Below are 26,269 nucleotides of genomic sequence, written 5' to 3'. Positions count from 1 at the left end.
CCTAAAACCTCATCACAGTTTAAATTAGCTGCAATTCTCTATAATTCCTGCAAAGTCCTCTACCTTCAGACTGGCACCGCCCACCAGACCTCCATCAATATCTGGTTGGGACATCAACCCCCGGGCATTGCTGGGCTTTACGCTGCCACCATATTGAATACGAATAGCCTCGGCCACAGCTCCACCAAACATTTGGGCTATCACTTTGCGTATGGTTTGATTGACCTGCTGGGCATCTTCATCAGAAGCGGTCCTACCGGTACCAATGGCCCAGACCGGTTCGTAGGCAATGACGAGACCTGCTACCTGCTCCGCAGACAGGCCTTCTAAAGCGCCCTGAGTTTGTTGGGAAACAATTGCCTCTGTGGTACCAGCTTCCCGTTGCTCCAAGGTCTCCCCCACACAGACAATGGGCACCAAACCAAACTCCAAAGCTGCCTTCACCTTGCGGTTGACACCCTGATCGGTTTCCCCAAAGAACTGCCGTCTTTCGGAGTGACCTAAAATAACGTATTTAACCCCCAGTTCCTTTAACATAGCCGGGGATATCTCTCCAGTAAAGGCACCTTGGGTTTCCCAATGCATATTTTGGGCACCTAGAGCAATATTACTCCCCTTTAAGACTTCAGCCACCGATGCCAAAGCAGTAAAGGTCGGACAGACCACAACCTCTACCTCGGTGCCAAGATTCCTTTGTTTTAGTTCCTCCACAAAGCTTACCGCTTCCGCTATAGTTTTATGCATTTTCCAATTTCCAGCGATAATAGTTTGTCTCAAAACAATTCCTCCTTGAAATACGAGAAGTGAGAAGTTAGAAGTGGGTATCAAACCCTTACTTCCCTTCTCACTTCTTTGTGGTAGTCCATTATATTAAATAATGTTTTTCGCCATATTCTCTATTTATCCTGCAGGGCTGCAACACCTGGTAAAATTTTTCCTTCTAAAAATTCCAGAGAAGCTCCACCGCCAGTGGAAATATGACTAATTTTATCGGCAACTCCAACTTTGTTAACAGCAGCCACAGAATCTCCGCCACCCACAATGGTGGTGGCCTTAGATTCAGCTAAAGCTTTGGCTACAGCTTCGGTGCCCTTGGCGAAGGCATCCATTTCAAAGACACCCATGGGACCATTCCAAACTACGGTAGCCGCACCTCGGACCGCAGTCGCATAATTTTCTGCACTAGCCGGACCAATATCTAGGATCATCCAATCCTCTGGAACTTCAGTCACTGAAACTACCTTCTGTTGACTGGTGGGTTCCATGGCTAGGGCAACCACGGCATCGTTGGGTAGCAACAGCTCCACCCTTTGGGTCTTCGCCCGTTCCAACAATTCCTTGGCAAGGTCAACTTTATCCGGTTCTATCAGGGATTTACCAACGTTATATCCCTGGGCCTTCAAGAAGGTATTGGCCATGCCACCGCCGATAATCAAGGTGTCAACTTTACCTAATAAATTATCAATCACACCAATCTTATCAGAAACCTTGGCACCACCAATGATGGCTACAAAGGGACGCTCGGGATTTGAAACTGCTTTTCCTAGGTTTGCTAATTCCTTTTCCATAAGGAAACCAGCCACTGCCGGCAGGTACTCAGCAATCCCTGCGGTGGAAGCATGGGCCCGGTGTGCGGCCCCGAAGGCATCATTCACAAAAAGATCAGCCAGCTCAGCAAGCTGTCTAGCATACTTCTCATCATTTTTTGTTTCTTCACCGTGGAAACGAACATTCTCCAGCAACAGTACATCACCCTCATTCATCCTGGCAATAGCCTGCTGGGGTTCTGTTCCCACAGAATCATTGACTTTGACAACTTCTTTGCCCAGAAGTTCAGACAATCGTTTAGCCACGGGGGTCAAACGATACTTTTCCACAACTTCTCCCTTGGGACGACCCAAGTGGGAGGCTAGGATAACCCTGGCTCCCTGTTCCATCAAATATTGAATGGTAGGTAAAGCCTTTTGGATACGGGTATCATCGGTAATTTTCTCGCCGGACAAGGGTACGTTAAAATCCACCCGTACGAAGACCCTTTTACCTCTAACGTCAACGTCCTTAACGGACTTTTTTTGCATGGTTTACAGCCCCTTTTCAGCTATCAGCAATGCTAAGTCAAGTACTCTGTTGGAATAACCCCATTCGTTGTCATACCAAGCAATAACCTTAGCCATATTGCCATCCATCACCATGGTGGATAGACCATCTACGATGGAAGAATTGGGGTTACCATTGAAGTCTTTGGATACCAACGGCAGTGGGTTAAATTCCAGAATACCTTTCAAATGGCCTTCAGCTGCGGCCTTTAAGGTAGCGTTAATTTCTTCAGCGGTTGTGGTTTTTTCTAATTCAACCACCAAATCCACAACGGATACGTTGGGGGTAGGAACCCGCATGGCAAAACCATTTAGCTTGCCCTTCAGCTCTGGCAGTACTAGAGCAACTGCCTTGGCGGCACCAGTTGTGGTGGGAATGATAGACATCCCGGCGGCTCTAGCCCGACGTAGATCCTTGTGGGGTAGATCAAGAATTTGCTGGTCATTGGTATATGAGTGGACAGTGGTCATTAAACCTTTGATGATTTTAAAGTTATCATTGATAACTTTAGCCACCGGAGCTAAACAGTTGGTGGTACAGGAAGCATTGGAGATAATGTGGTGTTTAGCAGGATCATATTGATCGTCATTTACACCCATGACAAAGGTGCCATCCACTTCTTTACCAGGTGCCGAAATAATTACCTTCTTTGCCCCTGCTTCTAGGTGTTTAGCAGCATCGGGACCCTTGGTGAAGCGACCGGTGGATTCAATTACAATATCCACACCAAGTTCTTTCCAGGGCAGTTTAGCAGGATCACCTTCGGCCACTACTTTTATTTCCTTACCATTAACCATAATACTGTCTTCAGTGGCGGATACATCTGCATTTAATATACCGTGCACTGAGTCATACTTTAAGAGGTGTGCCAAAGTCTGGGCATAGGTTAAATCGTTAATAGCTTTAAAGTCTAAGCGGCGGGACTTATGATTAACCAATGCTACCTCAAACTCGCCACGCTCGATGGCGCAACGCAGCACATTTCTTCCAATACGACCAAATCCGTTGATACCTACTTTAATAGGTGCCATTTGTAAACACACTCCTTAAAATTTATTATGTCACAATACATTGTGCTCCTATTAAATTGTATGTCTCATTTAAGAAATGTTTTCAACATTAATTACAATATCCCTGCCAAATAATAAAATTTTTAATATCTTTTTCTTCTGGTTGTGGAAGGAATGCCCAATTCATCACGATATTTGGTCACCGTCCGCCTTGATATCTTAATCCCCCGCTTGCCAAACAATTCTGCAATCTTTTGATCACTCAAGGGGGTTGAGGCATCTTCTTCTTGAATAATCTCTTGCAAAACCTTTTTCAAGCTCTCCGAGGATACTTGAGATCCACTGGTATCGCTAAGCCCTGAGGAAAAGAAATACTTCATTTCAAATACTCCCTGGGGAGTCTGTATATACTTATTTGAAGTGGCCCGACTCACAGTGGACTCATGCACACCAACAATATCCGCAACTTTTTTTAGATTTAAAGGTTTAAGAAATTTAACCCCATGTTCTAAAAATTCCCGCTGCAAATCCACCAAGCAACTGGCTACTTTATACAGGGTCAGCCTACGTTGCTCAATGCTACGAATTAACCAAGCTGCTGCATTTAATTTTTCCTCTACAAACTGTTTCGTATTCTGATCCGCTGAACTATTTTTAGATAAAACTGTACGATAGGTATTATTAATGGAAAGTCTTGGAATGGCAACGTCATTTACTAATATGATATACTGACCTTCCACCTTTTCCACCACCACATCGGGGGTAATATAACGAAGATCATCATTTTGGGTAAAATTCCTACCTGGCTTTGGTTCCAGCTTCTTTAGGATATCTGCAGCCTCTTGAACCTCCAAGGGAGATACATTTAATTTAGCTGCAATTTTGGCCATTCTGCCCCCAGCCAGATCCGGTAAATAATCCTCTATCAGTACTTTTACAAGGGGATTGTCAATCTTCAATAATTCCATTTGAATTTTGAGGCATTCCTGCAAATTTCTAGCTCCCACACCTGGTGGGTCAAAACCTTGCAGTACCTTAAGGGCCTCTTCCAACTTGGCTATCCCTACACCAAGCTGTTCATCTGCATCTCCCAGGTCAATACCTAAATAACCCCGGGCATCAATGTTACCGATTAAATATTGAACTATCTGCTTGAGCTTTTTATCAGCTCGGCTAAGGCTAAGTTGAAAGGTCAGGTGTTCTATCAGGGTGGGGGCTGGGGTAACAAATTGTTCGTACCCCGGTTGTTCTGCAACCTCCCGCTGACCACGCATGGGAGAAAGGCCAAGATCACTGCGATCTTGAAAATACTCTTCCCAATCCAGGTCTAATTCTTTCTTAGGATTATTGTTATCTATATCTGATTCCTCTCGGGAGGAAATATTGTCTTCGCCGCGCTCTTGATCGTGATCCTTTACTTCCAGCAAGGGGTTTTCCAACACCTGCTGTTCAACGTATTCCACCAATTCAAGAGAAGATAATTGTAATACCGTGATGGCCTGACGAAGTTCAGGTGTCATAATAAGTTTTTGGGTCTGCTCCAAATTAAGTCCAAAATCTATTCGCAAGATCCATCACTCCTTTTAGTTGTTAGCCATTAGCTGTTAGCTTTTAGTCGTTAGCCTAGTAGCCTTTGGCTCACGTGTTCCAACCCGCATAACGCTCAATAGTAAATGAACCCTTACCTATGTTCTTGACTAGTCTCTATTTTCCTGCCAAGATTCGAGTAATTTTGCAATATTAAACTTCCCTCCATCCTCGGCATAGAGGGTCCTTACTCCACTTTTCTTCTCCACATAGTAAGCCATACTGGAACGAAGGTCTTCTGGACGCAGGCAACAATGGTTAAAGTGGGTTATGATACAAAGTTTGACCTTGCTGTTTTCCAATAAATGAGCTAACCCCAATGTGGTTATATGCCGGTGGGCATATACATTATGACTGGTAACATTGGCAATTAATACATCAACCTGACTAAAAACATCTTTGATATCCTTACGATATTCAACAATGTCTAATAAATCTGTAATGGGTTCCCGGTAGGATAAATCCTTGGGCCCTTTGGGTGTCGTATACCCCTTGATGTAATTGGTGTCACTGGTATAACCAAGGGTAAGCTGCTCTGTATGTATAATAAAACCGTAGTTTTCCTCTGCATGATGTACTGGTATAGGAGTCAAGTTGGCTCTACCGATGGCAATGGGTTGGTGAGGCTGCAGATTTGTCACCGCAGGACCTCCCTTATACCCCGAAAGCTGATCCTTGCCCTGGTGATAGAGGCTGATGAGTCGGTCTCGCTCTAAAACCTGGCTCGGTGCCAATACCACTCCCCGACGCGAAAACATCCCCCAACACATGGCCTCAATAACCGCCTCGGCACCAGCATAGTGATCTAAATGGCCATGGGATATATAGACGCCATCCAAAGTACCTAAATCAAATTCAGCCTCCCTGGCCCGCACCACAGCTCCTGGCCCCGGGTCCACATAAAGACGAATACCACCCAATGTCAGGATAAAGCCCGCAGTCCGAGGGACTTGGCTAAAGACTGCCTCGGGATTACCGCCTGTACCCAAGAAAAGCACACTGGCCACCGAAGCAGCCTCTCCCGGTTCCTCCCGATGCCGATATCGACAAAAGGAGTCATAGGCGGCCACCCCTGTCTTTTTCCTAAGTTCCTGATCAAGCTTGTTTAGGTCCATGATCTTCCTTCCTTGAGCGAAGCTTTTCTGCCAAACGTTCGATCTTACGCATACGATGATTGACCCCGGATTTACCCACCGGCGGGTCCCAAAGTTCCCCCAATTCCTTTAAGCTGGCATCGGGATATTCTAGACGGTATTCCGCTGCTTCTCGCAGGGCCTTCGGTAGTTTATCCAGTCCTATGGTTTCGGCCAGATACTTTATGTTCTCCAATTGCCGTACCGCAGCATTGACAGTTTTATTTAGGTTCGCCGTCTCACAATTGACCAGCCGATTTACCTGGTTTCTCATGTCCTTGTATATTCGGACATTTTCAAAATCCAGCAGGGCTGAATGGGCTCCCATCAGATTTAAGCAGTCAATGATTTGCTCACTGCCCTTCAGATAAACTACATACCAGTTTTTCCTGGGGCTAACCTTGGCCGGCAGGGAAAAATGCTGCATCAGTTTTGCTAGATCTTCTGCATGCTTCAGGTTATCAGTAATGATTTCCAAATGATAGGTCCCCTCAGGATTATTAACGGAGCCACCTCCCAAAAAGGCTCCCCTTAGATAGGCCTTGCGGCAGCAATCTCGTGAGATTAAATCCTTGACGATACCCTCTTCAATAAAGCTAAAGCCACCTGCTGCAAAGCCAAGGGCCTTAAATATCTCATCAATACCCGGTTGGGAAGGAATACGAACTAAATAAACATTGTTTTTCCTCAACCGCACCTTACGTCGAACCATAATCTCAGTGGCCAGTCCAAATTGGTTTTTTAAAAGAGTAAATATCTTTCTGGCAACGGCGGCATTTTCAGTGACAATATTTAGGGAAAATTTCTTCATACCATTAATCTGTACACTGCCATCCATCTTAATGAGGGCAGCCAGTTCCGCCAAACGGCAGCATTGTTTATTCCCCACTACCCGCGCCAGTTCATTTTTCGTTACTGCCGAGAAGGACATGTAACCCCTCCACTCCAAAGGATATTATACCACAGTTAAAATGGCACAATATGGCCTGATGCAAATTTTATACCAAAAATATCGTTTTATTAATGGGTTGTTCGACTTTTAAATATTTTGGGTAAAAAACGTCAGCCCCGGAAATGTTTTTTTATAATTAAGTCTTTATTTAGAAATTATTTCCATTTATAATATAGTAGGGAGTGATTAGTTTTGCGAAGAAGTTTTGAACAAATACAAAAAATCATTATTATTTCGGCACTTACCTTAGGCCTTCTAATATCTGTGGGCGGTGTTAGTTATAAGTACTTGTTGGCCAAAGAACCCAATGCCATAACTACCCAAAACATGACTTCAACAGCCGTGTCAGGTAATCTCTACAGTAAACTGCAGCTCAGGCAGCCTATAAATGTAGTGGTTTTTAGCGACCAACAAAGGGTCTCAAAGGAACAGCTTGATCAATTGGCCCAAGAGCTGGCCACAGAACTCGGCTGCAAAGTATTCCTAGCTTCCCCGGTAAGTTGGGACAACTCCGGTTGGAGTACCCTGATGACCTTAAATAATTTTATAGCCAGCGAGCCAGAGGTACCTGATCTGATTTTATTATACCCCAGTACCGGAGACCAGCAAGAAATAAAAGTTAAAGAGTCCCAGAGTATCTATGAAGCTATCCTGCAGACGACTGGTAAAGCTTTTCCCAGGGCTGAAATATTGGTACAGGGCCACAATCTGCCAGGGGCCCTTCAGGAATTGGTTCAACATTATAGCTTGCCTGTGCTAGAAGATGACAGCAGTCTTGCTTTGATAGATCTGTTAAAAAAGAGAGCAGCCTCTGGATTTACCGGAAACAATATTACTAATATAAAACCCCTTTCAGAAATAGAGAAATATTTGTCCTGGCAGCGGATCTACAAAGCTTCCCTTACTCATTTAATGGATAAACCCAATGTCAATGGTAGCTTACCAGTATTGGTTGGTTCTCAAAATGGAGCCTTTGTGGAAAGTATCTTTGCCGGCAATACCATAGGGGTACTGGTGAAGTGTGTGCCCGATGGCGGCATGGCCAGAGTGTATGTGGATAATGAAGGGTACGAAATCATTAACACCTATGCACCTGAGCCTGTAATGAAGTATTTCCTAGTGGCAGATGCCCTAGCTTCGGGTGAGCATCGGGTCAGACTCACTTCCCTTGGTCAAGGTAAATACCCCTCCACCGGAACCAGAATCATTTGGCATGGTTTTGATACAACAGGAAGTAAAGACGCAGCTAAAGGCAAAACCGGGAGCTAGCCCCGGTTTCGCTTTTTCTAAAATAGATTCTTGCATTTTTGAGCAATTTCAATTTGTTTCTCCAGATACTCAATAACAGTGTCCAATTCCCTATTGTCTAAACGTTCAATTTTACGAGATCCCAGAGCAACCTTGATAAAATGCTCTGCCTCGGAGGGCTGATAGCCCTCGTTAACTAATTTCTGTCGTAAGGTTTCTACCTGCTGTAGTCTGGTGCCATGATTACTATTGTCAGAAACAAAAACGCCTCTCAGGGCTTTTAAATAAAATGACACTTGGTAACCTCCCTAAAGCCCCGACCATATATACATTGTTTTCGGCAGCCCGGCCACCCTAGCAAAACCTTAGGTCCGTGGCTTTGCGTCCTACCCTTTCGGGCAGTTTGCCTTTGTCGGAACATATATTATTCAATTCGACATATTTTAATAAATCCTCTTTATTAAAAAAGATTTACCTTATATCTTACTTAGTAATTGTTTTCTACGTTCTTTCTTTTGCTGTTGATAGGTCTGTCGTGCTTGTTCAGGCATGCTACTTTGATAACCGTATTCTTGTAGTTCATTCTCAGCAAAGGCAATGGCTGCATAAACCCGCGCATCACATTGGGCCTCTAGACCCTGGGCCAAATTTAGGTATTTATCAGCCAGTGCACTTTTTGAACCTTTTCTTTGGCCAGAAACAATTTGATGATATTCTCCTTTGGCAGAGGCAATTAACCCTTCTAATTTACCATTGTACTCACCCTGCAAAGAAACTAGTTTCTTTTTTAGTCGGTTTTCAATATCTGCTTTGCTTGGAGCAGCGTCAGATGCTTGGGCAGTACTCTTATTTCCAGGAGAAGCACCCGCCTGTCCTGAACCCGCCTCCATAACTCCAACCCTTTCCAATTGTTCTTCCTGTTCCTTTAACTCTTGCACTTCTGGTAAGGCTGCAAATTCCTCTTTGGTCAGTAACTCAGTTTTTTGTTCTTCTCCGGTTTTAGTATCTAACTCCGAAGTACCATTCAATACAAAACGGTCAAAATATATATAACCTGCAGCTACAATTAAAGTCAAGCAAACAAGGAGAATCCCTAATTTTTTAATTTCCATCACCTCTAGTCCAATGAATTAACGAAACAAGCGGCTAAGCCTCCCTAGCAAACCCTTATCCTTTCTATGTCTAACCCTTTTTCGCTGCTCTGGATAGGGTTCTATATCAGCCTTATTGATAGCTTCCCCATTAATTAGCTTGGTAGGATTACCAATAACCAACTGGTTGGCACGCTCCTCCCCCACCAGTTCCTTAGCCCTTGCCCAGGCCTCCTTCATTTGAAAAGGCCGCCGTATGGTATCGTGGGCATCAGAGGCTATAAAATCTACCCAGCCCAAACTAAGAAATTCTTGGGTTAGTTCCTGTATAGTACTACCGAACCTCCCAGTTAAACTTCCTGCAGTAATCTGCACTAGGCAGCCCTTTTCTATTAACTCATGTAAGACCCGTGGGTTTTCTGCTATCTCCTTATTTCGTTCTGGATGGGCAATAATGGGCTTAATTCCTTTGAGCATGATTTCAAAGATGACTTGACCTGCATAGGCAGGTACAGAGTTTAAGGGGAGTTCAAGAAGCATGTGTTTTTTAAAATCACAAACAGTTAAGGCACTGCCACTACTTAATCTGGCAGGAACATCTAAGGTAAGATGCACTTCCATGCCCGGTAATATTCTTAAGGGAATTCCTTTGGCATCCAGTATTTCTTGGAACTCCCTCGTTTTAGATAATACTGCTTTTCCTTCATTAAAAAACACCTCAGGAATACAGTGGGGTGTAGCTACAATCTCTGTTATGCCCTCTTTTACTGCCATTTCCGTCATTTGCAAACTTACTTCTAGGGCTTGGGGACCATCGTCTAAGCCAGGCAAAACGTGACAATGAATATCAATCAAACTATTTCCTCCAAAAAGATAGTGTAAAAGATGACCCTGTGGTCCACAGGGTCATCAGTTTGTTATGCTTTTTGTTTAGGTTAGGGGAATAAAAGTCTTACTTAAATTAACCATAAAATCTAAAGTTTCTATAAGACTATCATAGGTACTATCTTGTTTGGCTGCTAGTTCTTGCTTTGCCAACAATATTACTGTGGCATCTACTTCAACACCAGTCGTAGTTCCATCGTTTTCAAAAACAATACCTTTAAGTACTCCACCAATCAAGGTTTCCTCTGGGTACTGTGCTTTAAGACGATCAAAGGTTAGTTTTGCTACTGCTTTTAGTTCCGGGTGGTTACGATCACGCAACACATCCAGAGCTGCATTGTAAAGATCCCTTTCATAGTTGTCAGATCTTATGGGACAAGTTCCATTAACTATACAACTATATAAATCAATGGCATATTTATAGATAACCTCTTGATTAATATTATGTTTGCGAAGCTTGATCACAATATCATCAAACTCTGTTTTTAACTTTTCAATCTCGCCACTGATAAGCTGAACACTTTCTCCCACGTTGTCGCGTCCCAAGTGAGATAGCCCACGAATTGTTGCTAAAGCAAAGCGTGCTTCTTCAATGGTAATATTTGTATTTGTTATATTCTCGAAGCCAGCCTTCTTCAATGCATCAAAAATTTCATCTTCAGTTAATGAATTAACCAATTGATCTCTTTGTGCTACTAAATTATTCCACTCATCCTCAGAGAGGCTATTAAAGCCGATTTGAATTGCTTCTAGTAAGGCCTGTAGGGTTGGTTCTGATGGAACAATATCTCCGGCTATGCCTTTAACCTTTACTGTAAAGGTTTTAATAACCTTGGCTTTTCCCTTATTTATGGTAGCTGTTAATACAACCGAAGTATCATTTAACCTAGGGCGTTTAACAGTACCATCATTAGCAATTACAGCAGTATTATTGGAGGCCCAGGAAATCAAAACATTACCTTCTGCTAACTTTAGGCCCACATTTTGGGTTACATTGCCTATACTATCCCCAGTGGCATAAGTTATATCTAAACTTCCTTTAATATCACGTACAATTTGCAAGTCTGCTGCCAATTGGTCAAGTACAGGATCTCCGGCAGGAATCTGCACATTATCTGCTACTGTTACAGTTTCAATGTTATCTAGATTACCCACCAGTGTTACGTCATTACTATTCAGTGAAAGATTTTCTAACTTTGTATCTCCTGCCAAATTCACGGTTACTTTACTGTTTAATGTAAGATTTGCCAAGTTTGCACCTTCAGCTATGTTTAAAATAGCATTTTGTGCTCCTTGGGCAACAGTAATAGTCCCACTAAAGGTACCCTTTAAGTCAATTTCCTCACCAGCAGCCGCAGATTCAACTGCTACATCACCAAAGGAACCCCCTTGGGCTGCTTCCAGAACTACTTTAGATTCAACCTTGGTAACGGTAATAGTAGTATCTTCCGTCACAATACGGACACTATTATTTTGATTTTTAGCGTTAACCTTTAATTCCTTCTTAACTTTAACCTTTTTAAGATGAACTGAATTTGAAGCACCAGAACTTACTATTACATTATCCACATCAATGTTCTGGATAGTAACATCACCATTTGCACCTGGATCGATGGTTAAGGAACCAACGATGGTTGATGTCCCAGTAGCAGGACCATAGGTACCGCTGGTTGTGATTGAAAAATCACCAGTATGCGTGCCGGGTTCATTAATATTTTCGGTAGGAGTTACAACACCGCCACCGCCTCCGCCGCCACTGCTGCTACCTCCGCCACTGCTGCTACTTTTAACTTCAAAGTGAGTTTCCAGTGTTTTAATTTGCTGTTTTCCTGCTGCTCCAACCTGTAGACCTTCTGTCACAACATCAGGCTCTGGGTTCTTTTCATCAGGATTATATGCCCTTACAGTGTAATCACGGTTTGCGAGAACAACTATCTTATATTTACCGTCCTTATTCGTGGTGCTAATAAAAGTAGGGTTGGTGGTAAATGCTATGGTAGCATTCTTAACAGTTCTTTCATCTTTGTCCACTAAGTCACCACTTAACACAGCAGCTTTTTCCATAGTCAAAGCTTGAGTTGTTAACTGATTTCCCAATACCTTTACATCACTCTCGTAGCCCACTTCACCTTCAGTAGAAACGGTAAGATCATATTTACCTTGGGATAAATTAAACTTATAGTAACCATTGCTATCAGTTTTTGTTTCTTCTATTACCTTAAAGCTATCTGCTGAAAAAGCTTTGACAACAGCATTAGCGATATTTTTGCCATTCAAAGTAACTTTACCTTCGATACCGCTATTAACTATCTTTTTGCCGTTTAGAGCTCGATCTAGGGAAACAACAGCCTCAGCCCTGGTAATACTCTTTAGTGGGCGGAAGGTGTTATCTGGAAAACCTGCCATCAAACCGCTATTAACAACCGCGCCAACGCCACCCTTGGCCCAAGCCTGGATTTGGGAAGCATCCGCAAAGGAGTCTATACCTACTGTGGTTGTTTGAAGCTTTAACAACCTGGCCAGAATATTGGCAGCTTCTTGCCTTGAGATGGCCTGATTAGGTCTGAAGGTACCATCACTGTATCCCCCAATATAACCAGCAGCCTTGGCAACGCTTACCTCACCATAATACCATTGTCCTTCTTTAACATCCGAAAAACTATTTTCTACACCACTATTCTTTAGCGCAAAAGCCCGATTTACCAGAGCAACAAATTCGGCCCTGGAAACTTCATTATTAGGCTTAAAGGTCCCATCTGCATAACCTCCAGCAAGTCCCTTTGCTGACCATTCGTTAATTTGCCCTTCCGCCCAATGGCCTTGCAGATCGGTAAAAGTTGCAGCAAAGGCTACTGTCGTCAATGATAACAATAAGCACAGACTAAGCATTAATGCTAAATATTTTTTCTTTTGCACTGATTCAGTGTCCTCCCTTCCCAATTTAAACATTTTTATAATCTATTCTTTCAAGAAACACCTCCTACATTTTTTGTTTATTGCTATAAATTCTGACAAAATCCTCATAAATAACGCCACTACTTATTTTGTAATAAGAAATTCTTTAACATCACCACTGCCTCGGCCCTTGTGGTGTTATCTCTTGGGCCAAAGTTTAAGCCCTTTGTGGCTGGTTTCCCTTTAATTATCTTTGCTGCATATGCTGCAGCAGCAGAAGGTTTGGCCCAGTCTGCTACCAGGGAATTATCAACGAAGGTGGCCAATGCAGCTGTATCGGTTTGAACCGCTATACCCTGATTACTCATGGCATTTACAAGCATAACTGCCATCTCTTGCCGTGTAATGGGAGCACTAGGTGCAAAGGTATCTGCACCATTTCCTTTGGCTAAGCCAGTCTTGCAGGCCATGGCTACACTTGGGTAATACCAAGCCCCTTTAGGAACATCTTTAAAGTTGACCTCAGCCTGACCTTGTAGACCTAAAACATTTACCAGCATAGTAACAAACTCAGCCCTAGTTACTAAAGCTTGGGGTTGAAACTTGTCCACTTCGACACCATTTACATAGCCCTGTGCTGCCATATACTCTATGTCAGAAGCAGCCCAGTGTCCCTCAATATCCTTGAATTTTTTAGTGACTGGTTTTTCCTGTGGCAGTACTTCAGTCGCTGAAACTTCTTGGAATAAAGCATATTTACTAAAATGCTTTGTTTCAAAGCTTATTGAGTTTGAACTACTATTAAACAGACCACCAACCAGTTCCCAATTTTTGCTTTTTTCGTTATAGGTGTAGACCTTTAACTTCCCACTTGCTGCACTATTTTTATACTCCTGAGGTACAGGAAGGGATACGGTAACATTTCCCTTAAACGAAGAAATAGCTGTAATATTACTTGCTGCATCAACTGATTCAGAAGTCAAATCATATATCTTTCCTGCAACTTTATATAACATACCATTTCTAGCTGATGATGTAAGATCTTTAATCTCAGAATCAGTTAGTTGCTTTACACGCACTTTGAATTCAGATTCTTCTTTATCTGTTACCGCAGCAATATTTAACGCCCCTGAAGAAAATGTTAACTTAACATCACTAAACTGCATTTCTAAAGCTTTACCTGTTTCCTTTACTTCCTTGACTTGTAAGCCGCTCAGATAAATATATGCTTTACCATTAGAATCGACACTTGCCCGGGAACCTGAAGTCTTTAATTTAAATTCTTCTGAGGATAATGCTTCCCCGACACCACCAACAGCACCCGAGGTTGTTTGACCCTTTAGAAGTTCATCTCTTAGAGTTCTACCCAAGCCTAAGACCGCATCCTTAGCTTCACTGTATTGCGATGGCTCCAGGCTTATAATAGCATCAGAGATCGTTTCGTTTGTGACAAGCTTTTCTGTCACTACACCTTTTATATAGCTATCATTATTTAATTTGCTTTTATCAAGGCTATTGACCACATCTCGTACAAAACCTTCAACGGCTCCAGAATCAACACCTAACTGATCAACTACCTTTGTGTAACTTGGGTCCTTTGTAATATTATTTATGGCATCATCCACAGAATCGGCCATGGCCATGGGAGTAATGATAAACTGACAGGATAACGCAAGGGATAAGATAACTGAGCAGGTCTTTTTTCTTAACATTGCTATCTCCTTTTTCTTTTAATTTATAAGCAAGCTGCTTTACTACTTCCTTTTTTACCCTTCTTCTTACCGCCACTACCTTCACCATAGTAGTAATAATAGTAATAATCCTGACTATCCTCTTCCACCATATTTAAGATTGTACCCAGGATCTTCGCCTTACCATTTAAGAGCATTTGCTTGGATCGCTGAGCTGCTTCAATTTTGGCTTGTCCAGAAGCAACAACCAAAACAACTCCGTCTACTTGGGGTGCCACCAGGGCAGCATCGGTTACGGCGATAACTGGGGGTGTGTCAATAATAATGATATCTGCGTATTCTTGGAAGGATGTCAGCAAGTTTGTCATTCTTTGGGAGCCTAATAATTCAGCTGGATTAGGAGGAATAGGTCCGGTGGTTATAATATGTAGATTTTTCATAGGTGAGGTTTGCAAAGCTTTAGGTATACCAGTATCCCCTAGCAAAATATTGGTGAGTCCTATGCTGTTATCATTTTCCCAGACCTTATGTTGGGTGGGTTTACGCAAATCCGCATCTACAATAATGACACTTTTACCGGATTGAGCAAAGGCAATACCTAAATTTGCAGCAGTGGTAGATTTCCCTTCCGCTGGGCCGGAACTGGTTATTAGGATTGTTCTAAGGTCTTTATCAACGGCTGCAAATTGAATATTGGTTCGGGCAATGCGATAGGCTTCTGCAACGGGTGATTTAGGGTTTTCCAAAACCACAAGTCTTTTATTAAACATCCTTCTGCTCCTTTTATTCAATCTTAGGAATAACTCCCAGCACTGGAAGTTCTAAATGCCGTTGAACATCATCTCCGGTCTTGATGGTTCGATCAAGGAACTCAAGTAAGAAAACAATCCCCAGAGCAAGCATAAAACCCACAACCCCGGCAATAACAATGTTTAGTTTCTTATTTGGCTTTACTGGTGCGCTGGGTACCACCGCATGATCGATAATATTAACATTATCAACCTTCATAATTTCAGTAACTTTGCCTATAAAGACAGTTGCCGTGACATTAGCTAGCCTGGCAGCCCGCTGGGGATTAATATGCTGCACTGTTATTTGTATAAGTTGGGTATCCTTCACAGGTACAATATTAATACTTTGACTTAATGACTCATAGGTGGTATCTATTTTTTCAGAATCCATAACCTTTTCTACCACAGTACGGCTCTTGGCTATCTGGCTATAGGTTTTAACTAACTGGTTAGCTGTTAAAATGTCGTTATATTGAAGCATCATGGCATCTTGGCCGGAGTAGGTTTTACCGACCATTAAAGTAGTAGAGGCTTCATAACGGGGTGTAAGTACAAAAAAACTAATAATACCGCTGGTGATCATAGCAATTAAAGGTAGGCTAATTAAAATCCATTTACCCTTTTTAATTATGCGCCAAATATCCCTTAGGTCGATTACCTCTAAATCTTCTCTTGTGTCAAATCTGTCCTCATTCAACTGACTAATCTCCTTTGCCAAACCGCTTGTTAGAAACTAAATGAAAACATTCCACTATAACCCAATTAAATCCTTTATATTTTTCAGATTTTTTAAAAACTACCACTAAAATTTCACCTATCCAGCGTATTATAGAAGGTGGCTATTAAGTTACTCATCATAACCTTTAGGATTATGGAACTGCCAGTTCCAGGAATCAGAACACATTTGTTCAATTCCTCTCTGGGCGACCCAATTGAGTTCCTTTCTAGCCTTTGCCGGATCGGCATAGCATATGGCTACATCGCCAGGCCGGCGGTCTACAATGGTATAGGGAACCTTCCTACCAGATGCTTTTTCAAAGGCCTTGACCACCTCTAAAACACTGTAGCCCCTTCCTGTGCCAAGATTATAGGCAGCCAAACCAGTGGAGGGAAAGATCTTCTCCAGGGCCTTTAAGTGGCCTATGGCCAGATCCACAACATGAATATAGTCCCTAACCCCTGTACCATCAGACGTAGGATAGTCATTGCCAAAGACCCGCAGTTCCTGCAGCTTGCCAACTGCCACCTGTGAAATATAGGGCATCAAATTATTTGGGATACCTTCGGGATCCTCACCAATTAGGCCGCTGTGGTGAGCACCTATGGGGTTGAAATAGCGTAACAGAGCAATACTCCAGTCCTTGTCAGAAGTAAAAAGATCCCTTAGTATTTCCTCGATCATTAACTTAGTACGCCCATAGGGGTTGGTGGCACTGAGGGGAAAATCCTCAGAGATGGGTACACTTTGTGGGTTGCCATATACCGTAGCTGAGGAGCTAAACACTAGCTTCTTTACTTCATATTTTTGCATAGTCTCACAGAGCATCAGGGTGCCAGTAATATTATTGTGATAATAACGCAGGGGTATAGCCACAGACTCCCCCACTGCCTTGAGTCCAGCAAAGTGAATTACCGCCTCGATTTGGTTTTCAGAAAATACCTTTTCAAGCCCTTCCTTATCCAAAACATCAACCTTATAAAATCTTACTTCTTGACCCGTAAGTGCCTTTATACGCCTTAGAACCTCGGGCTTGCTATTAGAAAGGTTATCAACAACTACTATTTGATAACCTGCATTAAGTAGCTCCACGCAGGTATGGCTACCGATATAGCCTGCCCCTCCCGTAACTAATATGGCCATTAAATCCCTCCATCAGTTTAAAGTTGCTTCATTATCTTAACGTTCCTAGATAAACTCCAGTAGATCCCTATACCCACAAGGGCTCCGGTACTATCTAGCAATACATCCCTAATCTGCCCACCCCTACCAGGCACAAATAGCTGATGTACTTCATCGCTTGCAGCATATAAAACACAAATTGCCAAAGCTAAACCATAACCCCTCAGCCCTTTAACCCCACTTTTCCTGAATACATTCATGAGCAATACACCCAGCACAAGGTAGGCAAAGAAATGAGCATTTTTTCTGACCACATGGTTAAATATACCTATATCAAAATCCGACTCAGGGGCAACTTTCTGTATAGTTTCTACAATTACGGCTGTTAACCCTTTACTCAGTCCGTTGGATTGTTCTGCCGGTTGGGCTGATAAAGTAAAGATAAGTACCATCCATAGAACAACAAATACCCAGGACAGAATAACTTTACCATTTGTTACTCGATGCATAGACTACTCCTTTTGACAATAGCCCCATAGCTAGGCACTCCTTTTATAAGGGTAAATTGGAAAAACAGTTATATATTTAGAACAATTTTTTTGACTGAGTTTAATATCCCACGTATAGGCTTTTATTTTACCATATTTTATAATTTTTTACATTATAGATATGTTCCGATAACTACCATAAATTACGAAAACCCCTTGGCACTCAGCCAAGGGATCTTATAATAGCATTTTATTAGACTAAAATGTTTTTGATTGCAGCCCTAAAATTACCTGCGCCTCCATTTGCCGGGTGTGGTACGTGAATGTTTTCAAGCCCTAATTTACTTAAGGTTCTTGATGAGTGTCCCCCAATAGAAACAACGGTAATATTGGGACATAACTTTAATAACATTTCCGTATAGTATGCACCCACCTCCAATTCTGCAGCAGTGGGGGTGCGATTGGTTAAAGGTCCTTTACTTGGATCATAGGGGTGAAAAGGGAAGATGTTCCACGTTATCACCTGGTAAGGAGATACGTTACTTGCCATTACTTCGCCCCAGACAATTGTTGCTGTGGGCTCTGTAAACCCAAAACGTTTTTGGGTAGCTTTTAGATTTTTGTTGTCTGGGTTACTGGTTCTTCTTCCTTGTACATTTTGTAAAATAGCGGCAGGTTTAATACTCTCGTGATTACCCAAAAGTATTCGTTCTGAGGTCATCGCCACCCCGGTAAACCTCCCGCCTTGATAACCAACAGCCTCAGCCACAAGCAGGTACTTCGCTCCAGGTACCCTAGCAGATAAGAATTGCTCCAGATGATTTGACCTTATAGCTGGTGCTTCAGGGCATATATCACAGCGTTCATCATAATCTCGCCAGGGATTAAAAACATTTTCTGTTGATTTATATGCTTGGAGTTCTTGCATGAATTTATTTATATTGCTTTGCATGTTGTCACCTATCACCCTATCAATCCTTTGCAATCGCTACCTCATCAAGTACAATACCTTTGCTTTCCTTAGCAATAACCTTTACTAGGTAGTTAATAAACTCTTCTCGTAAATCTTCTCTTCTTAATGCATATTCCACAGTGGCCTCCAAGAAGCCTTGCTTGTCCCCTACATCATACCTTCTGCCTTCGAAGTTATAGGCATAAACAGCTTCATGTTGAGCCAGTTCCTTTAGGGCATCAGTCAGCTGAATCTCCCCGCCCTTGCCCGGTTGGACATATTCTAAAATACCAAATATCGCTGGGTTAATTATGTATCTTCCTAAAATAGCTACATTAGAGGGTGCATCCTTTACTGCAGGTTTTTCTACTAAATCCTTCACCTTATAAACCCCGCCCTCGATATGCTTGCCCGCCACTATGCCATATTTGTTAACGTCTTCCACAGGTACTTCCTGTACCCCTAGAATTGTCGTCTTGTATTCCTGGTAAACCTCAATCATCTGCTTGAGGCAAGGCTTTTCTGCATAAACAATGTCATCCCCTAAAAGCACCGCAAAGGGCTCATTGCCAATAAAGGATTTTGCACAATAAATGGCATGCCCTAATCCCTTGGGCTCCTTTTGACGGATATAGTGGATATTGACCATGTCAGAAATTTTTCTAACTTCCTCTAGCAAGCTATCCTTGCCCTTCTTCTCTAACTCCAGCTCCAGCTCTATTGATTTGTCAAAATGATCCTCAATAGACTTTTTGTTTCTGCCAGTGATAATGAGTATTTCTTCTATCCCAGAATCTACAGCTTCTTCAATAATATATTGAAGTGTTGGTTTATCCACGATAGGCAACATTTCTTTAGGCTGCGCCTTGGTAGCTGGCAAGAAACGAGTACCCAGGCCTGCAGCCGGTATAATTGCTTTACGTACTTTCATAAATCTATCCTCCTCTAAAACACAATTCGAAAAACTTATATCAACCTTATTATAAGTGTTATAAGTGCAAATAAAAATGCATCAAAAATAAACTCCTAGTTATTACAAGTTTAGTACCTGGCACCCACTTCCCTGACAATCTTACCTTGGAGGATATTTATTTTCCCTTCCAGTTCCATTATACAAAGCAAATCCAATAACGCCGTCATATTACCATCAAATATATCCACTAGATGCTCTATATCCTGCGGCGTTGTCAACCTTTCAATAATAAGTTTTTCTAAGGATGTTAGTTGCCTTGAAGAATGCTGCCCATGGGAATTAATCAAGGTTTTAGATTTTGACAAAGGTGTGTTAGCTATTTCTAACCCTTCGGGCAAAAGCTGTTCGGGTTGCAAATATATCTTGGCCCCTTGGGAGATCAACCTATTAGTCCCAGCACTTTCTGTGCTGTATATGCTGTTAGGTACGGCCAATATCTCCCGATTTTGTTGCCGGGCAAATTGGGCCGTCATTAACGCACCGCTCTTAATACCTGCCTCAACCACCAGCACTTTCATCGACCAAGCACTCATCAACTCATTTCTTTTATAGAAGTTAGCCTTTAGAGGCCTTGTTTGGGGTGGATAAGGTGAGATAACGGCACCATTTTCAATTACTTTATTCATTAGAATCTGATGTTCCGGCGGGTAACATATATCTAGGCCGTTGGCCAAAAAGGCTATGGTATAACCCCCTGCCCCTAGGCAAGAAGTATGTGCATATCCATCAATTCCCTTGGCCATGCCACTGATTACAGGTATCCCTTTTTCCGCCAGATAAGCGGCTGTTTCTGAGGTCACCTGCTTCCCGTATTGTGTGCAACGTCGACTGCCAATGATCGCAATGCCCATACTTTCCTCTTTTAAATTACCGCGATAATATAATACTACAGGTGAGGAAGGGAAGGTACTTGCTTCTTTGGGATATAGTTCATTATTAATAGTTAGCAGCCGTATATTATATCTACTCAAGCTTTCTTTAATTTTTTTTGCTTTTACTAGGGAACGTGATATCAAAAGTGCTTCAATAAATTTCATAGGCAGTCCTGTCCGCTCAATAAGTTCTTCCCTATCTGCCATGTAAACACGCTCCGGGTTTTGGAATACAGCCAGTAGTCTTTTTTGGCTTACTGGACCTATGCCCTTAATTGTACTCAACCAAATCCAGAATAGATCCATAGTCAATCTTGAACTACCAGAAGCCTTGATTTATCTTTATCTAGATCCCGCGACATAAGTGCACCTGCCACATCCTGCTTGCGTATTTGGTCTGCACCATCAAGATCAGCAAAGGTCCTTGCCAGCTTTAAGAACTTATGAAAACTCCGGGCACTGTAACGAAACCTATCATAGGCGAGTTGTAAAAGTTTATTGCCAGCGTCATCTAAACGGCAATACTCCTTAACCAAAGCTTCATTCATTTGGGCATTGCAATTCACTGTGGGTATATGCACAAAACGTTTCTGTTGAATTTTCCTGGCAAACTGCACTCTTTCCCGTAGCTCGGATGAACTTTTCCCCTCTGTCTGTGAGGTTAATTCAAGATAATTAACAGCATGTACATATTTTTGCAAATCAATGCGATCCAATATTGGGCCAGATATCTTTTGCCGATACTTTAAGACTTCATAATCGCTGCACTTACATCGATCATTCCCATAATTACCACAGGGACAAGGATTCATCGCCGCCACTAGCATAAAATTACAGGGAAATGTCACAGTACTTTTTACCCTGGATATGGTCACTACTTTATCCTCCATTGGCTGGCGTAAAGCATTCAAGGATTTACTATTAAATTCTGCCATTTCATCAAGGAAAAGCACACCGTTATGGGCCAGTGAGACCTCACCAGGTACGGCAGGATTACCTCCTCCCACAAGTGAATTCATAGAGGCATTATGATGTGGGGCACGAAAGGGACGATTATTAATTAGTTGGCTTCGGTCCTTTATCAACCCAGCAACACTGTATATTTTGGTTACTTCCAGTGCTTCTTCCTCAGTCATATCAGGAAGTATAGTATCCATTCTTTTGGCGATCATAGACTTGCCACAGCCCGGAGATCCGCTCATCAACATATTATGTCCTCCAGCTGCTGCAACAACGATATATTGGATCAGCACATCATGTCCCTGTACATCCCGAAAATCCAGCATTCTGTCCTTTGTCCGGTCTTGATCACTTATTTCTATTATAGGTGCCCTATAGTCCTTTCTACCTTCAAGGTAGTCAACCACCGATTGAAGGCTACTAAAGCCCAATACTTCAATCCCATGTACCAAGGATGCTTCCCTAATATTTTCCTCAGGAACAATTAGTTTTGTTATACCTGCATCCCTAGCCGCAATAGTCATAGACAATACCCCACCACAAGGGCGCAAAAAGGCATTAAAGGACAGCTCTCCAATAAAGCCGTAACCCTTTAACGATTCTCTGTTTACCATTGCTTGATTGGTTTCAACCAACAAGCCAACTGCCATACTAAGATCAAAATGCGAACCACTCTTTTTAATATCTCCGGGTGCCAGGTTAATAGCTATTTTCATCTTTGGAAATTCGTAACCTACATAATTAATGGCCGCTTCCAGACGCTGACGGGATTCTTTAATAGCTGTATCACCAAGCCCTACAATGGTTATGGAGGGTTGCCCATACATAGTTACTGTTTCAACGTCCACCTGATAACCATCAATTCCGGTTATAGCAAATGAGTTAATTACTGTTGCCATCTACTTCATCCCCTTTAGGCTTATCTTCAATAAATTTTAATACTTCCTCAACATATGCCCGATAGTTTTTGACCCTTGGGGGAGAAAAGCATCCTAATATTTTTTCCGTGGTTGTAAGTTCATCTTGGTGTTCGCCCACATATACTTTATAGCTGCTCCATCTGTATAAATCGGGACTTGGTTCAATATTAGCTCTAACAGGATTTAAATGTATATATTTGCTTATTTGCAATAGGTGGGACGTTGTCTCTATTAATTCAGCACGATACCGGTCCTGAAACAAATGCCCAATAAAATTATATTTTTTATTAAAATACACGGCATAAAACATATTTATTTTTTTCATAACCTGACCTATATTGATATCGCCGGACTCAATCTCCAAATGGACGTGATTTGTCATCAAACAATAACTATGCAATATATAAGGTAGTTCTTTTTTGACTTCCTTCAATGTGGTCAGGTAAAACAACCTGTCTTCCTCATCCCTAAAAATATCGTGACGGTGATTCCCTCTACACATGATGTGATAAACAGCACCAGGATACCATACTCGGTTCTTGCGTGGCATAAATACCCACCACCCACATTATATAATTTTCTAATAATTCTTGTAACGATAGTAAATTTCCTTTATTTTACATAAATTATTTAGCTATTTGTGTCCTTTTTTGCAAAAAAATTGCTTTATAATGATAAGGTGTACAGCTAAAAGTTCAAGAAAAATGAAAAGAGATGTTATAGTAATGACTATTGTGTATGATAGAGAATTTAAACAAATTTATACCCTTTGGTTCTTATTTCAAGACGACAAGCTGCTGGTAAAAATGTTGAATAACCAAGTGACTCCAGTAACTTCTTCTGACTTGGAAGATTTAAAAATTGATATAACACAATCCCACTACCTTGGAAAATCAGATCAACTTCCTTGTTATGCTGCTGAACTAAAAAAAGATATTAAATTACCTGATTACTATAGTTTTCAAAATTTAAGACAGCTATTAGACCAATTAACTGAAAAAATTTTTATTACTGCCGGTCGGGCCTATCAAGTGATTCATTGGGATCAAACCCATCAATTTTGTGGCAGGTGCGGTTCGCACAACATAGATAGCCCGGATGAGTTAGCTAAACAATGTCCATCCTGTAGGCTTATTAGTTATCCCCGAATATCCCCAGCTGTGATTGTAGCTATTACCAAGGGTAACCAAATACTATTGGCGAGAAATAAGAAATTTACAACCAACCACTATAGTGTTATTTCAGGTTTCGTGGAACCAGGGGAGACCCTGGAGGAGTGCATTAAAAGAGAGATCTGGGAAGAAGTTGGCATAGGGGTAAAGAACATTAAGTATTTTGGCAGCCAGCCCTGGCCCTTTCCCGACGCTTTAATGATTGCTTTTACGGCGGAGTATGATCAAGGGGAGATAAAAGTAGACAATCTAGAGATTATGGATGCAAAATGGTTTACTTCAGATGAACTCCCCAGTCTGGCTGCCAAGAGTACAATAGCAAGAAGATTAATAGATTGGTTTATAAATAAGAATTAAGAATCATGTTTACAATATATAACTGTACGTACAAACCACTAATGAAATTTTACTACTCAAAGTAAATAGCCAAAAAAATTATTCAGACAGCCATTACTCAAATGAAATAAACCAACCAGTCAAATGGTTTCCATAATACATGTTATGTGAAAACTCCTCTGCCGAGGTAATCTAGCGGAGGAGTTTGTATTAATTCAAGCGCTTTAGTTAGTTAAGTTGGTAACATAAGTGGGGACTATTTTCGTAAATTTTGGATGCCCCGTAGACCTTCTGGAATTTACCGCCGAGCAGTGGGATTAAGTACCTTGTTGTAAAATCTTTCATCCTTTTTTTCGAAAATTTAGGGTATAATTATAACAGCAAGTCATGGAGGTGTTAAGAATGCCAAACATTAAGCCAATTTCTGATTTAAGGAACTATAACAATGTTCTCCGCTCCTGCAAGGTCGGAGAACCAGTGTTCTTAACTAAAAACGGTAGAGGTCGCTATGCTCTTTTAGATATGCAGGATTACGAAAAACAACAGGCAGTGATAAAGCTGCTATCCAAGCTCTCCGAAGCAGAGGATGCAGTTAAAACGGGAGAGGAATGGAAGTCACTTAATGACCTCAAGAATGCATTGGAGGTCTAATTGTGAAATATAAGATCAGAATCAACCCAATGGCAATTTCAGATGTGCAAGAAATAAAAGAATACATCGCTCAATACAATTCTGAAATCGCCTTAAGGATAGGAAACAACCTTTACTCAGCGATAGAAAAACTTGCTGATTTCCCAGAAGTAGGGGCCTCACTTAGTATTAAAATTAATATAAAGACGGACTACCGTTATCTAGTTAGTGGTGATAACCTCATATTTTACAAAATCGAGGGAGAATATGTTTCCGTTTACCGTATCCTAAATGGAGTTCGAGATTATTTATCTATTCTTTTTGAAGATAAGCCATTCAAAAAGACAAATAAGTGAAATACCTCTAATATTGGTTAAGAACCCAAATCCTTATTCATTGGTCCCTATAATATACAATACGTTAAATCCCCAGGTTCACCAGCGGGGAAGTTTAGTGGTATGTACTTCAGCAAGTTAAAGTGGTAACGCAAGGAGGGATAGTCCCCTTTTGGGGAATCCTGAAAACTGTTAGGAAGGGGATTCCGGTTCCCCCCCGAACACGAGCCGTCTCCTTTTGGTAGAAGTGCACGAGGAGGCCTTCCGAAATTTACTGAAATGGCAATTTACCTGAGTAAGTTGTCCCTAATTTTTGTGCTGGGTCTTGTTTCCTCTTTGGGAGGTTTTATTTCCTTAACCTTTGTATCAAGTATAATCTTATCTTCCTTTTTGTTCGTCATATTAATTAAACACCACCTTTGGTAGGTAGTGTTTCCATTAAATGTAATATCTATTAGTTGTTAATGCGTACAGAGGTAACTTCACTTATATCTACATTATCCAAATTAATAACAACCCCAGTGTTCTCAGGTAGTCTATAGAGTATTTCCCGTGTTTCAATATCCAGGTATGCAACGTTAGTTAAAAAAACTTCGCGATATTCACCTTGGGCAACTACATACTCTACTCCACCTTCAATTAATTTATCGTTTACTCTTATAGTTATCCAATGTGAATTGGGTTCACTACTTTTCCTATAATCACTATCTAAAAGTCTGGCGTAAACATTTGGTGGTTCCACGGTTGGTCTTATATATCTTCTTAATGTCTTTACTAAAAACACTTCAAATCTTAGGTATATCAATGCCCAGGTAAAACTTATTACTGCCAATAAACCAACAGTTGCCATAGGTGCCCAACGGGTAGAAAGAAGAAGGTTTTTAATGGATCCTACATCATGAATATCTAGGCCCCATATTAAAATTAATATTGGGTAAATAATTGTATAAATAACTAATGAATGTAAAATACTTAAATATGTGATATCAGATTTTTTAGTAGTTTCTTCTTTCTTACTTAAAGACCGTATTAACGTTTGGGAAAAGAAACCGGGTAATATAAAAAGAACAATTAAGAATATAGTATCCGGTCTTATTTGCATATAAGTTCTTCTTTTTTAAGCTTGTCCCTTATAACAATTCTGCTTGGCCTAGTTTCTTCCTTAGGGGGTACCAGCTTTGTTACAGTCGTTTCAAGTATTACGGGTTCCCGTTTACTATTTAAAGTTCTACTATCCGCTTCTTGAGCTTCTGCCTTAAAGAAAAATTTAAACATAAAAATCACCCCTGGCTATATTTTACAGTGGAAAATATAATATATCAATAAGCATACACTTTTAAGAGTACTCTTTGTTAGTAATCAACTGGTTCCAATAATGAGTTAAACCGATGGGGCGATGGCTATAATGGCT

Annotated in this window: 26 protein-coding genes and 1 riboswitch; of the genes, 4 read left to right on the top strand and 22 right to left on the bottom strand. The window is 41.4% G+C overall.

The window, feature by feature from the left end:
• Positions 1 to 24 precede the first annotated feature (24 nt).
• The 6 genes from tpiA to whiA all read right to left on the bottom strand — a co-directional run bounded on the left by tpiA (position 25) and on the right by whiA (position 6,758).
• On the bottom strand, positions 25 to 777 hold the full coding sequence (tpiA, locus tag ACYQ03_RS04330) for a triose-phosphate isomerase (protein ID WP_459907910.1): 753 nt from the start codon (positions 775 to 777) through the stop codon (positions 25 to 27).
• Between the two features lie 119 nt (positions 778 to 896).
• The gene (locus ACYQ03_RS04325; protein WP_459907908.1) at positions 897 to 2,078 is read right to left on the bottom strand and encodes a phosphoglycerate kinase; all 1,182 of its coding nucleotides are present in this window, start codon (positions 2,076 to 2,078) and stop codon (positions 897 to 899) included.
• Between the two features lie 3 nt (positions 2,079 to 2,081).
• Complete coding sequence (gene gap, locus ACYQ03_RS04320; protein ID WP_459907906.1) at positions 2,082 to 3,128, bottom strand: type I glyceraldehyde-3-phosphate dehydrogenase; 1,047 nt, start codon at positions 3,126 to 3,128, stop codon at positions 2,082 to 2,084.
• Positions 3,129 to 3,250: 122 nt separating this feature from the next.
• On the bottom strand, positions 3,251 to 4,675 hold the full coding sequence (gene rpoN / locus ACYQ03_RS04315; RefSeq protein ID WP_459907904.1) for an RNA polymerase factor sigma-54: 1,425 nt from the start codon (positions 4,673 to 4,675) through the stop codon (positions 3,251 to 3,253).
• A 129-nt stretch (positions 4,676 to 4,804) separates the two neighbouring features.
• Complete coding sequence (locus ACYQ03_RS04310; RefSeq protein ID WP_459907903.1) at positions 4,805 to 5,809, bottom strand: MBL fold metallo-hydrolase; 1,005 nt, start codon at positions 5,807 to 5,809, stop codon at positions 4,805 to 4,807.
• Entirely contained in the window at positions 5,790 to 6,758 is a 969-nt protein-coding gene (gene whiA / locus ACYQ03_RS04305; RefSeq protein ID WP_459907902.1) for a DNA-binding protein WhiA, read from the bottom strand. Before whiA ends, ACYQ03_RS04310 begins: the two co-directional genes overlap by 20 nt.
• A gap of 213 nt (positions 6,759 to 6,971) precedes the next feature.
• On the opposite strand from whiA, the gene ACYQ03_RS04300 reads away from it, so the two are divergent.
• Positions 6,972 to 8,048 (top strand): hypothetical protein, encoded by a 1,077-nt coding sequence (locus ACYQ03_RS04300; RefSeq protein WP_459907901.1) that lies wholly within the window; start codon positions 6,972 to 6,974, stop codon positions 8,046 to 8,048.
• A 17-nt stretch (positions 8,049 to 8,065) separates the two neighbouring features.
• On the opposite strand, the gene ACYQ03_RS04295 is transcribed toward ACYQ03_RS04300, so the two are convergent.
• The 14 genes from ACYQ03_RS04295 to ACYQ03_RS04230 all read right to left on the bottom strand — a co-directional run bounded on the left by ACYQ03_RS04295 (position 8,066) and on the right by ACYQ03_RS04230 (position 22,935).
• Positions 8,066 to 8,323, bottom strand: a complete 258-nt coding sequence (locus tag ACYQ03_RS04295; protein WP_459907900.1) for a hypothetical protein — start codon at positions 8,321 to 8,323, stop codon at positions 8,066 to 8,068.
• Positions 8,324 to 8,363: 40 nt separating this feature from the next.
• Positions 8,364 to 8,445: riboswitch (cyclic di-GMP riboswitch) on the bottom strand.
• A gap of 58 nt (positions 8,446 to 8,503) precedes the next feature.
• Entirely contained in the window at positions 8,504 to 9,139 is a 636-nt protein-coding gene (locus ACYQ03_RS04290; protein WP_459907899.1) for a hypothetical protein, read from the bottom strand.
• 18 nt (positions 9,140 to 9,157) lie between these two features.
• Entirely contained in the window at positions 9,158 to 9,973 is an 816-nt protein-coding gene (locus tag ACYQ03_RS04285; RefSeq protein ID WP_459907898.1) for a tyrosine-protein phosphatase, read from the bottom strand.
• A 75-nt stretch (positions 9,974 to 10,048) separates the two neighbouring features.
• The gene (locus tag ACYQ03_RS04280) at positions 10,049 to 12,919 is read right to left on the bottom strand and encodes an S-layer homology domain-containing protein (RefSeq protein ID WP_459907896.1); all 2,871 of its coding nucleotides are present in this window, start codon (positions 12,917 to 12,919) and stop codon (positions 10,049 to 10,051) included.
• Between the two features lie 119 nt (positions 12,920 to 13,038).
• Complete coding sequence (locus tag ACYQ03_RS04275) at positions 13,039 to 14,610, bottom strand: S-layer homology domain-containing protein (RefSeq protein ID WP_459907894.1); 1,572 nt, start codon at positions 14,608 to 14,610, stop codon at positions 13,039 to 13,041.
• 23 nt (positions 14,611 to 14,633) lie between these two features.
• Positions 14,634 to 15,359 (bottom strand): CpsD/CapB family tyrosine-protein kinase, encoded by a 726-nt coding sequence (locus ACYQ03_RS04270; RefSeq protein ID WP_459907892.1) that lies wholly within the window; start codon positions 15,357 to 15,359, stop codon positions 14,634 to 14,636.
• Positions 15,360 to 15,372: 13 nt separating this feature from the next.
• Positions 15,373 to 16,077 carry a YveK family protein gene (locus ACYQ03_RS04265; protein ID WP_459907891.1) on the bottom strand — a complete coding sequence of 235 codons (705 nt, stop codon included), beginning with the start codon at positions 16,075 to 16,077 and terminating at the stop codon, positions 15,373 to 15,375.
• A gap of 150 nt (positions 16,078 to 16,227) precedes the next feature.
• Positions 16,228 to 17,241 (bottom strand): UDP-glucose 4-epimerase GalE, encoded by a 1,014-nt coding sequence (galE, locus tag ACYQ03_RS04260; protein WP_459907889.1) that lies wholly within the window; start codon positions 17,239 to 17,241, stop codon positions 16,228 to 16,230.
• 17 nt (positions 17,242 to 17,258) lie between these two features.
• Entirely contained in the window at positions 17,259 to 17,729 is a 471-nt protein-coding gene (locus ACYQ03_RS04255; protein WP_459907888.1) for a VanZ family protein, read from the bottom strand.
• Positions 17,730 to 17,961: 232 nt separating this feature from the next.
• A complete protein-coding gene (locus tag ACYQ03_RS04250; RefSeq protein ID WP_459907887.1) occupies positions 17,962 to 18,693 on the bottom strand; it encodes a uracil-DNA glycosylase in 732 nt (243 codons plus the stop codon).
• Complete coding sequence (gene galU, locus ACYQ03_RS04245; RefSeq protein WP_459907886.1) at positions 18,680 to 19,591, bottom strand: UTP--glucose-1-phosphate uridylyltransferase GalU; 912 nt, start codon at positions 19,589 to 19,591, stop codon at positions 18,680 to 18,682. Before galU ends, ACYQ03_RS04250 begins: the two co-directional genes overlap by 14 nt.
• Before the next feature lie 110 nt (positions 19,592 to 19,701).
• Complete coding sequence (gene dprA / locus ACYQ03_RS04240) at positions 19,702 to 20,712, bottom strand: DNA-processing protein DprA (RefSeq protein ID WP_459907884.1); 1,011 nt, start codon at positions 20,710 to 20,712, stop codon at positions 19,702 to 19,704.
• Positions 20,713 to 20,813: 101 nt separating this feature from the next.
• On the bottom strand, positions 20,814 to 22,364 hold the full coding sequence (locus ACYQ03_RS04235) for a YifB family Mg chelatase-like AAA ATPase (RefSeq protein WP_459907882.1): 1,551 nt from the start codon (positions 22,362 to 22,364) through the stop codon (positions 20,814 to 20,816).
• On the bottom strand, positions 22,348 to 22,935 hold the full coding sequence (locus ACYQ03_RS04230; protein ID WP_459907881.1) for a transposase: 588 nt from the start codon (positions 22,933 to 22,935) through the stop codon (positions 22,348 to 22,350). The genes ACYQ03_RS04235 and ACYQ03_RS04230 overlap by 17 nt, the downstream gene beginning before the upstream one ends.
• A gap of 175 nt (positions 22,936 to 23,110) precedes the next feature.
• On the opposite strand from ACYQ03_RS04230, the gene nudC reads away from it, so the two are divergent.
• From nudC to ACYQ03_RS04215, 3 genes are all read left to right on the top strand, one after another.
• The gene (gene nudC / locus ACYQ03_RS04225; RefSeq protein WP_459907880.1) at positions 23,111 to 23,914 is read left to right on the top strand and encodes an NAD(+) diphosphatase; all 804 of its coding nucleotides are present in this window, start codon (positions 23,111 to 23,113) and stop codon (positions 23,912 to 23,914) included.
• Positions 23,915 to 24,295: 381 nt separating this feature from the next.
• Positions 24,296 to 24,544 (top strand): type II toxin-antitoxin system Phd/YefM family antitoxin, encoded by a 249-nt coding sequence (locus ACYQ03_RS04220; RefSeq protein ID WP_459907866.1) that lies wholly within the window; start codon positions 24,296 to 24,298, stop codon positions 24,542 to 24,544.
• Between the two features lie 2 nt (positions 24,545 to 24,546).
• Positions 24,547 to 24,879: a type II toxin-antitoxin system RelE/ParE family toxin gene (locus ACYQ03_RS04215; protein WP_459907879.1), complete on the top strand. Its 333-nt coding sequence runs from the start codon at positions 24,547 to 24,549 to the stop codon at positions 24,877 to 24,879.
• 433 nt (positions 24,880 to 25,312) lie between these two features.
• On the opposite strand, the gene ACYQ03_RS04210 is transcribed toward ACYQ03_RS04215, so the two are convergent.
• Positions 25,313 to 25,960: a DUF6338 family protein gene (locus tag ACYQ03_RS04210; protein ID WP_459907861.1), complete on the bottom strand. Its 648-nt coding sequence runs from the start codon at positions 25,958 to 25,960 to the stop codon at positions 25,313 to 25,315.
• Positions 25,951 to 26,133, bottom strand: a complete 183-nt coding sequence (locus tag ACYQ03_RS04205) for a hypothetical protein (RefSeq protein ID WP_459907859.1) — start codon at positions 26,131 to 26,133, stop codon at positions 25,951 to 25,953. The genes ACYQ03_RS04210 and ACYQ03_RS04205 overlap by 10 nt, the downstream gene beginning before the upstream one ends.
• Between the last annotated feature and the right edge of the window lie 136 nt (positions 26,134 to 26,269).

Source organism: Desulfotomaculum defluvii, assembly GCF_054657375.1.
Note: the sequence above shows the minus strand (reverse complement) of the source record. Positions and strands in the feature narration are given on the sequence as shown.

Coding starts and splice junctions, on each gene's coding strand:
- ACYQ03_RS04325 (WP_459907908.1), bottom strand. CDS start 2,078: ATGCAAAAAAAGTCCGTTAAGGACGTTGACGTTAGAGGTAAAAGGGTC.
- gap (WP_459907906.1), bottom strand. CDS start 3,128: ATGGCACCTATTAAAGTAGGTATCAACGGATTTGGTCGTATTGGAAGA.
- ACYQ03_RS04310 (WP_459907903.1), bottom strand. CDS start 5,809: ATGGACCTAAACAAGCTTGATCAGGAACTTAGGAAAAAGACAGGGGTG.
- whiA (WP_459907902.1), bottom strand. CDS start 6,758: ATGTCCTTCTCGGCAGTAACGAAAAATGAACTGGCGCGGGTAGTGGGG.
- ACYQ03_RS04290 (WP_459907899.1), bottom strand. CDS start 9,139: ATGGAAATTAAAAAATTAGGGATTCTCCTTGTTTGCTTGACTTTAATT.
- ACYQ03_RS04275 (WP_459907894.1), bottom strand. CDS start 14,610: ATGTTAAGAAAAAAGACCTGCTCAGTTATCTTATCCCTTGCGTTATCC.
- ACYQ03_RS04270 (WP_459907892.1), bottom strand. CDS start 15,359: ATGTTTAATAAAAGACTTGTGGTTTTGGAAAACCCTAAATCACCCGTT.
- galE (WP_459907889.1), bottom strand. CDS start 17,241: ATGGCCATATTAGTTACGGGAGGGGCAGGCTATATCGGTAGCCATACC.
- ACYQ03_RS04255 (WP_459907888.1), bottom strand. CDS start 17,729: ATGCATCGAGTAACAAATGGTAAAGTTATTCTGTCCTGGGTATTTGTT.
- galU (WP_459907886.1), bottom strand. CDS start 19,591: ATGAAAGTACGTAAAGCAATTATACCGGCTGCAGGCCTGGGTACTCGT.
- dprA (WP_459907884.1), bottom strand. CDS start 20,712: ATGGCAGATAGGGAAGAACTTATTGAGCGGACAGGACTGCCTATGAAA.
- ACYQ03_RS04235 (WP_459907882.1), bottom strand. CDS start 22,364: ATGGCAACAGTAATTAACTCATTTGCTATAACCGGAATTGATGGTTAT.
- ACYQ03_RS04230 (WP_459907881.1), bottom strand. CDS start 22,935: ATGCCACGCAAGAACCGAGTATGGTATCCTGGTGCTGTTTATCACATC.
- nudC (WP_459907880.1), top strand. CDS start 23,111: ATGACTATTGTGTATGATAGAGAATTTAAACAAATTTATACCCTTTGG.
- ACYQ03_RS04220 (WP_459907866.1), top strand. CDS start 24,296: ATGCCAAACATTAAGCCAATTTCTGATTTAAGGAACTATAACAATGTT.
- ACYQ03_RS04210 (WP_459907861.1), bottom strand. CDS start 25,960: ATGCAAATAAGACCGGATACTATATTCTTAATTGTTCTTTTTATATTA.
- ACYQ03_RS04205 (WP_459907859.1), bottom strand. CDS start 26,133: ATGTTTAAATTTTTCTTTAAGGCAGAAGCTCAAGAAGCGGATAGTAGA.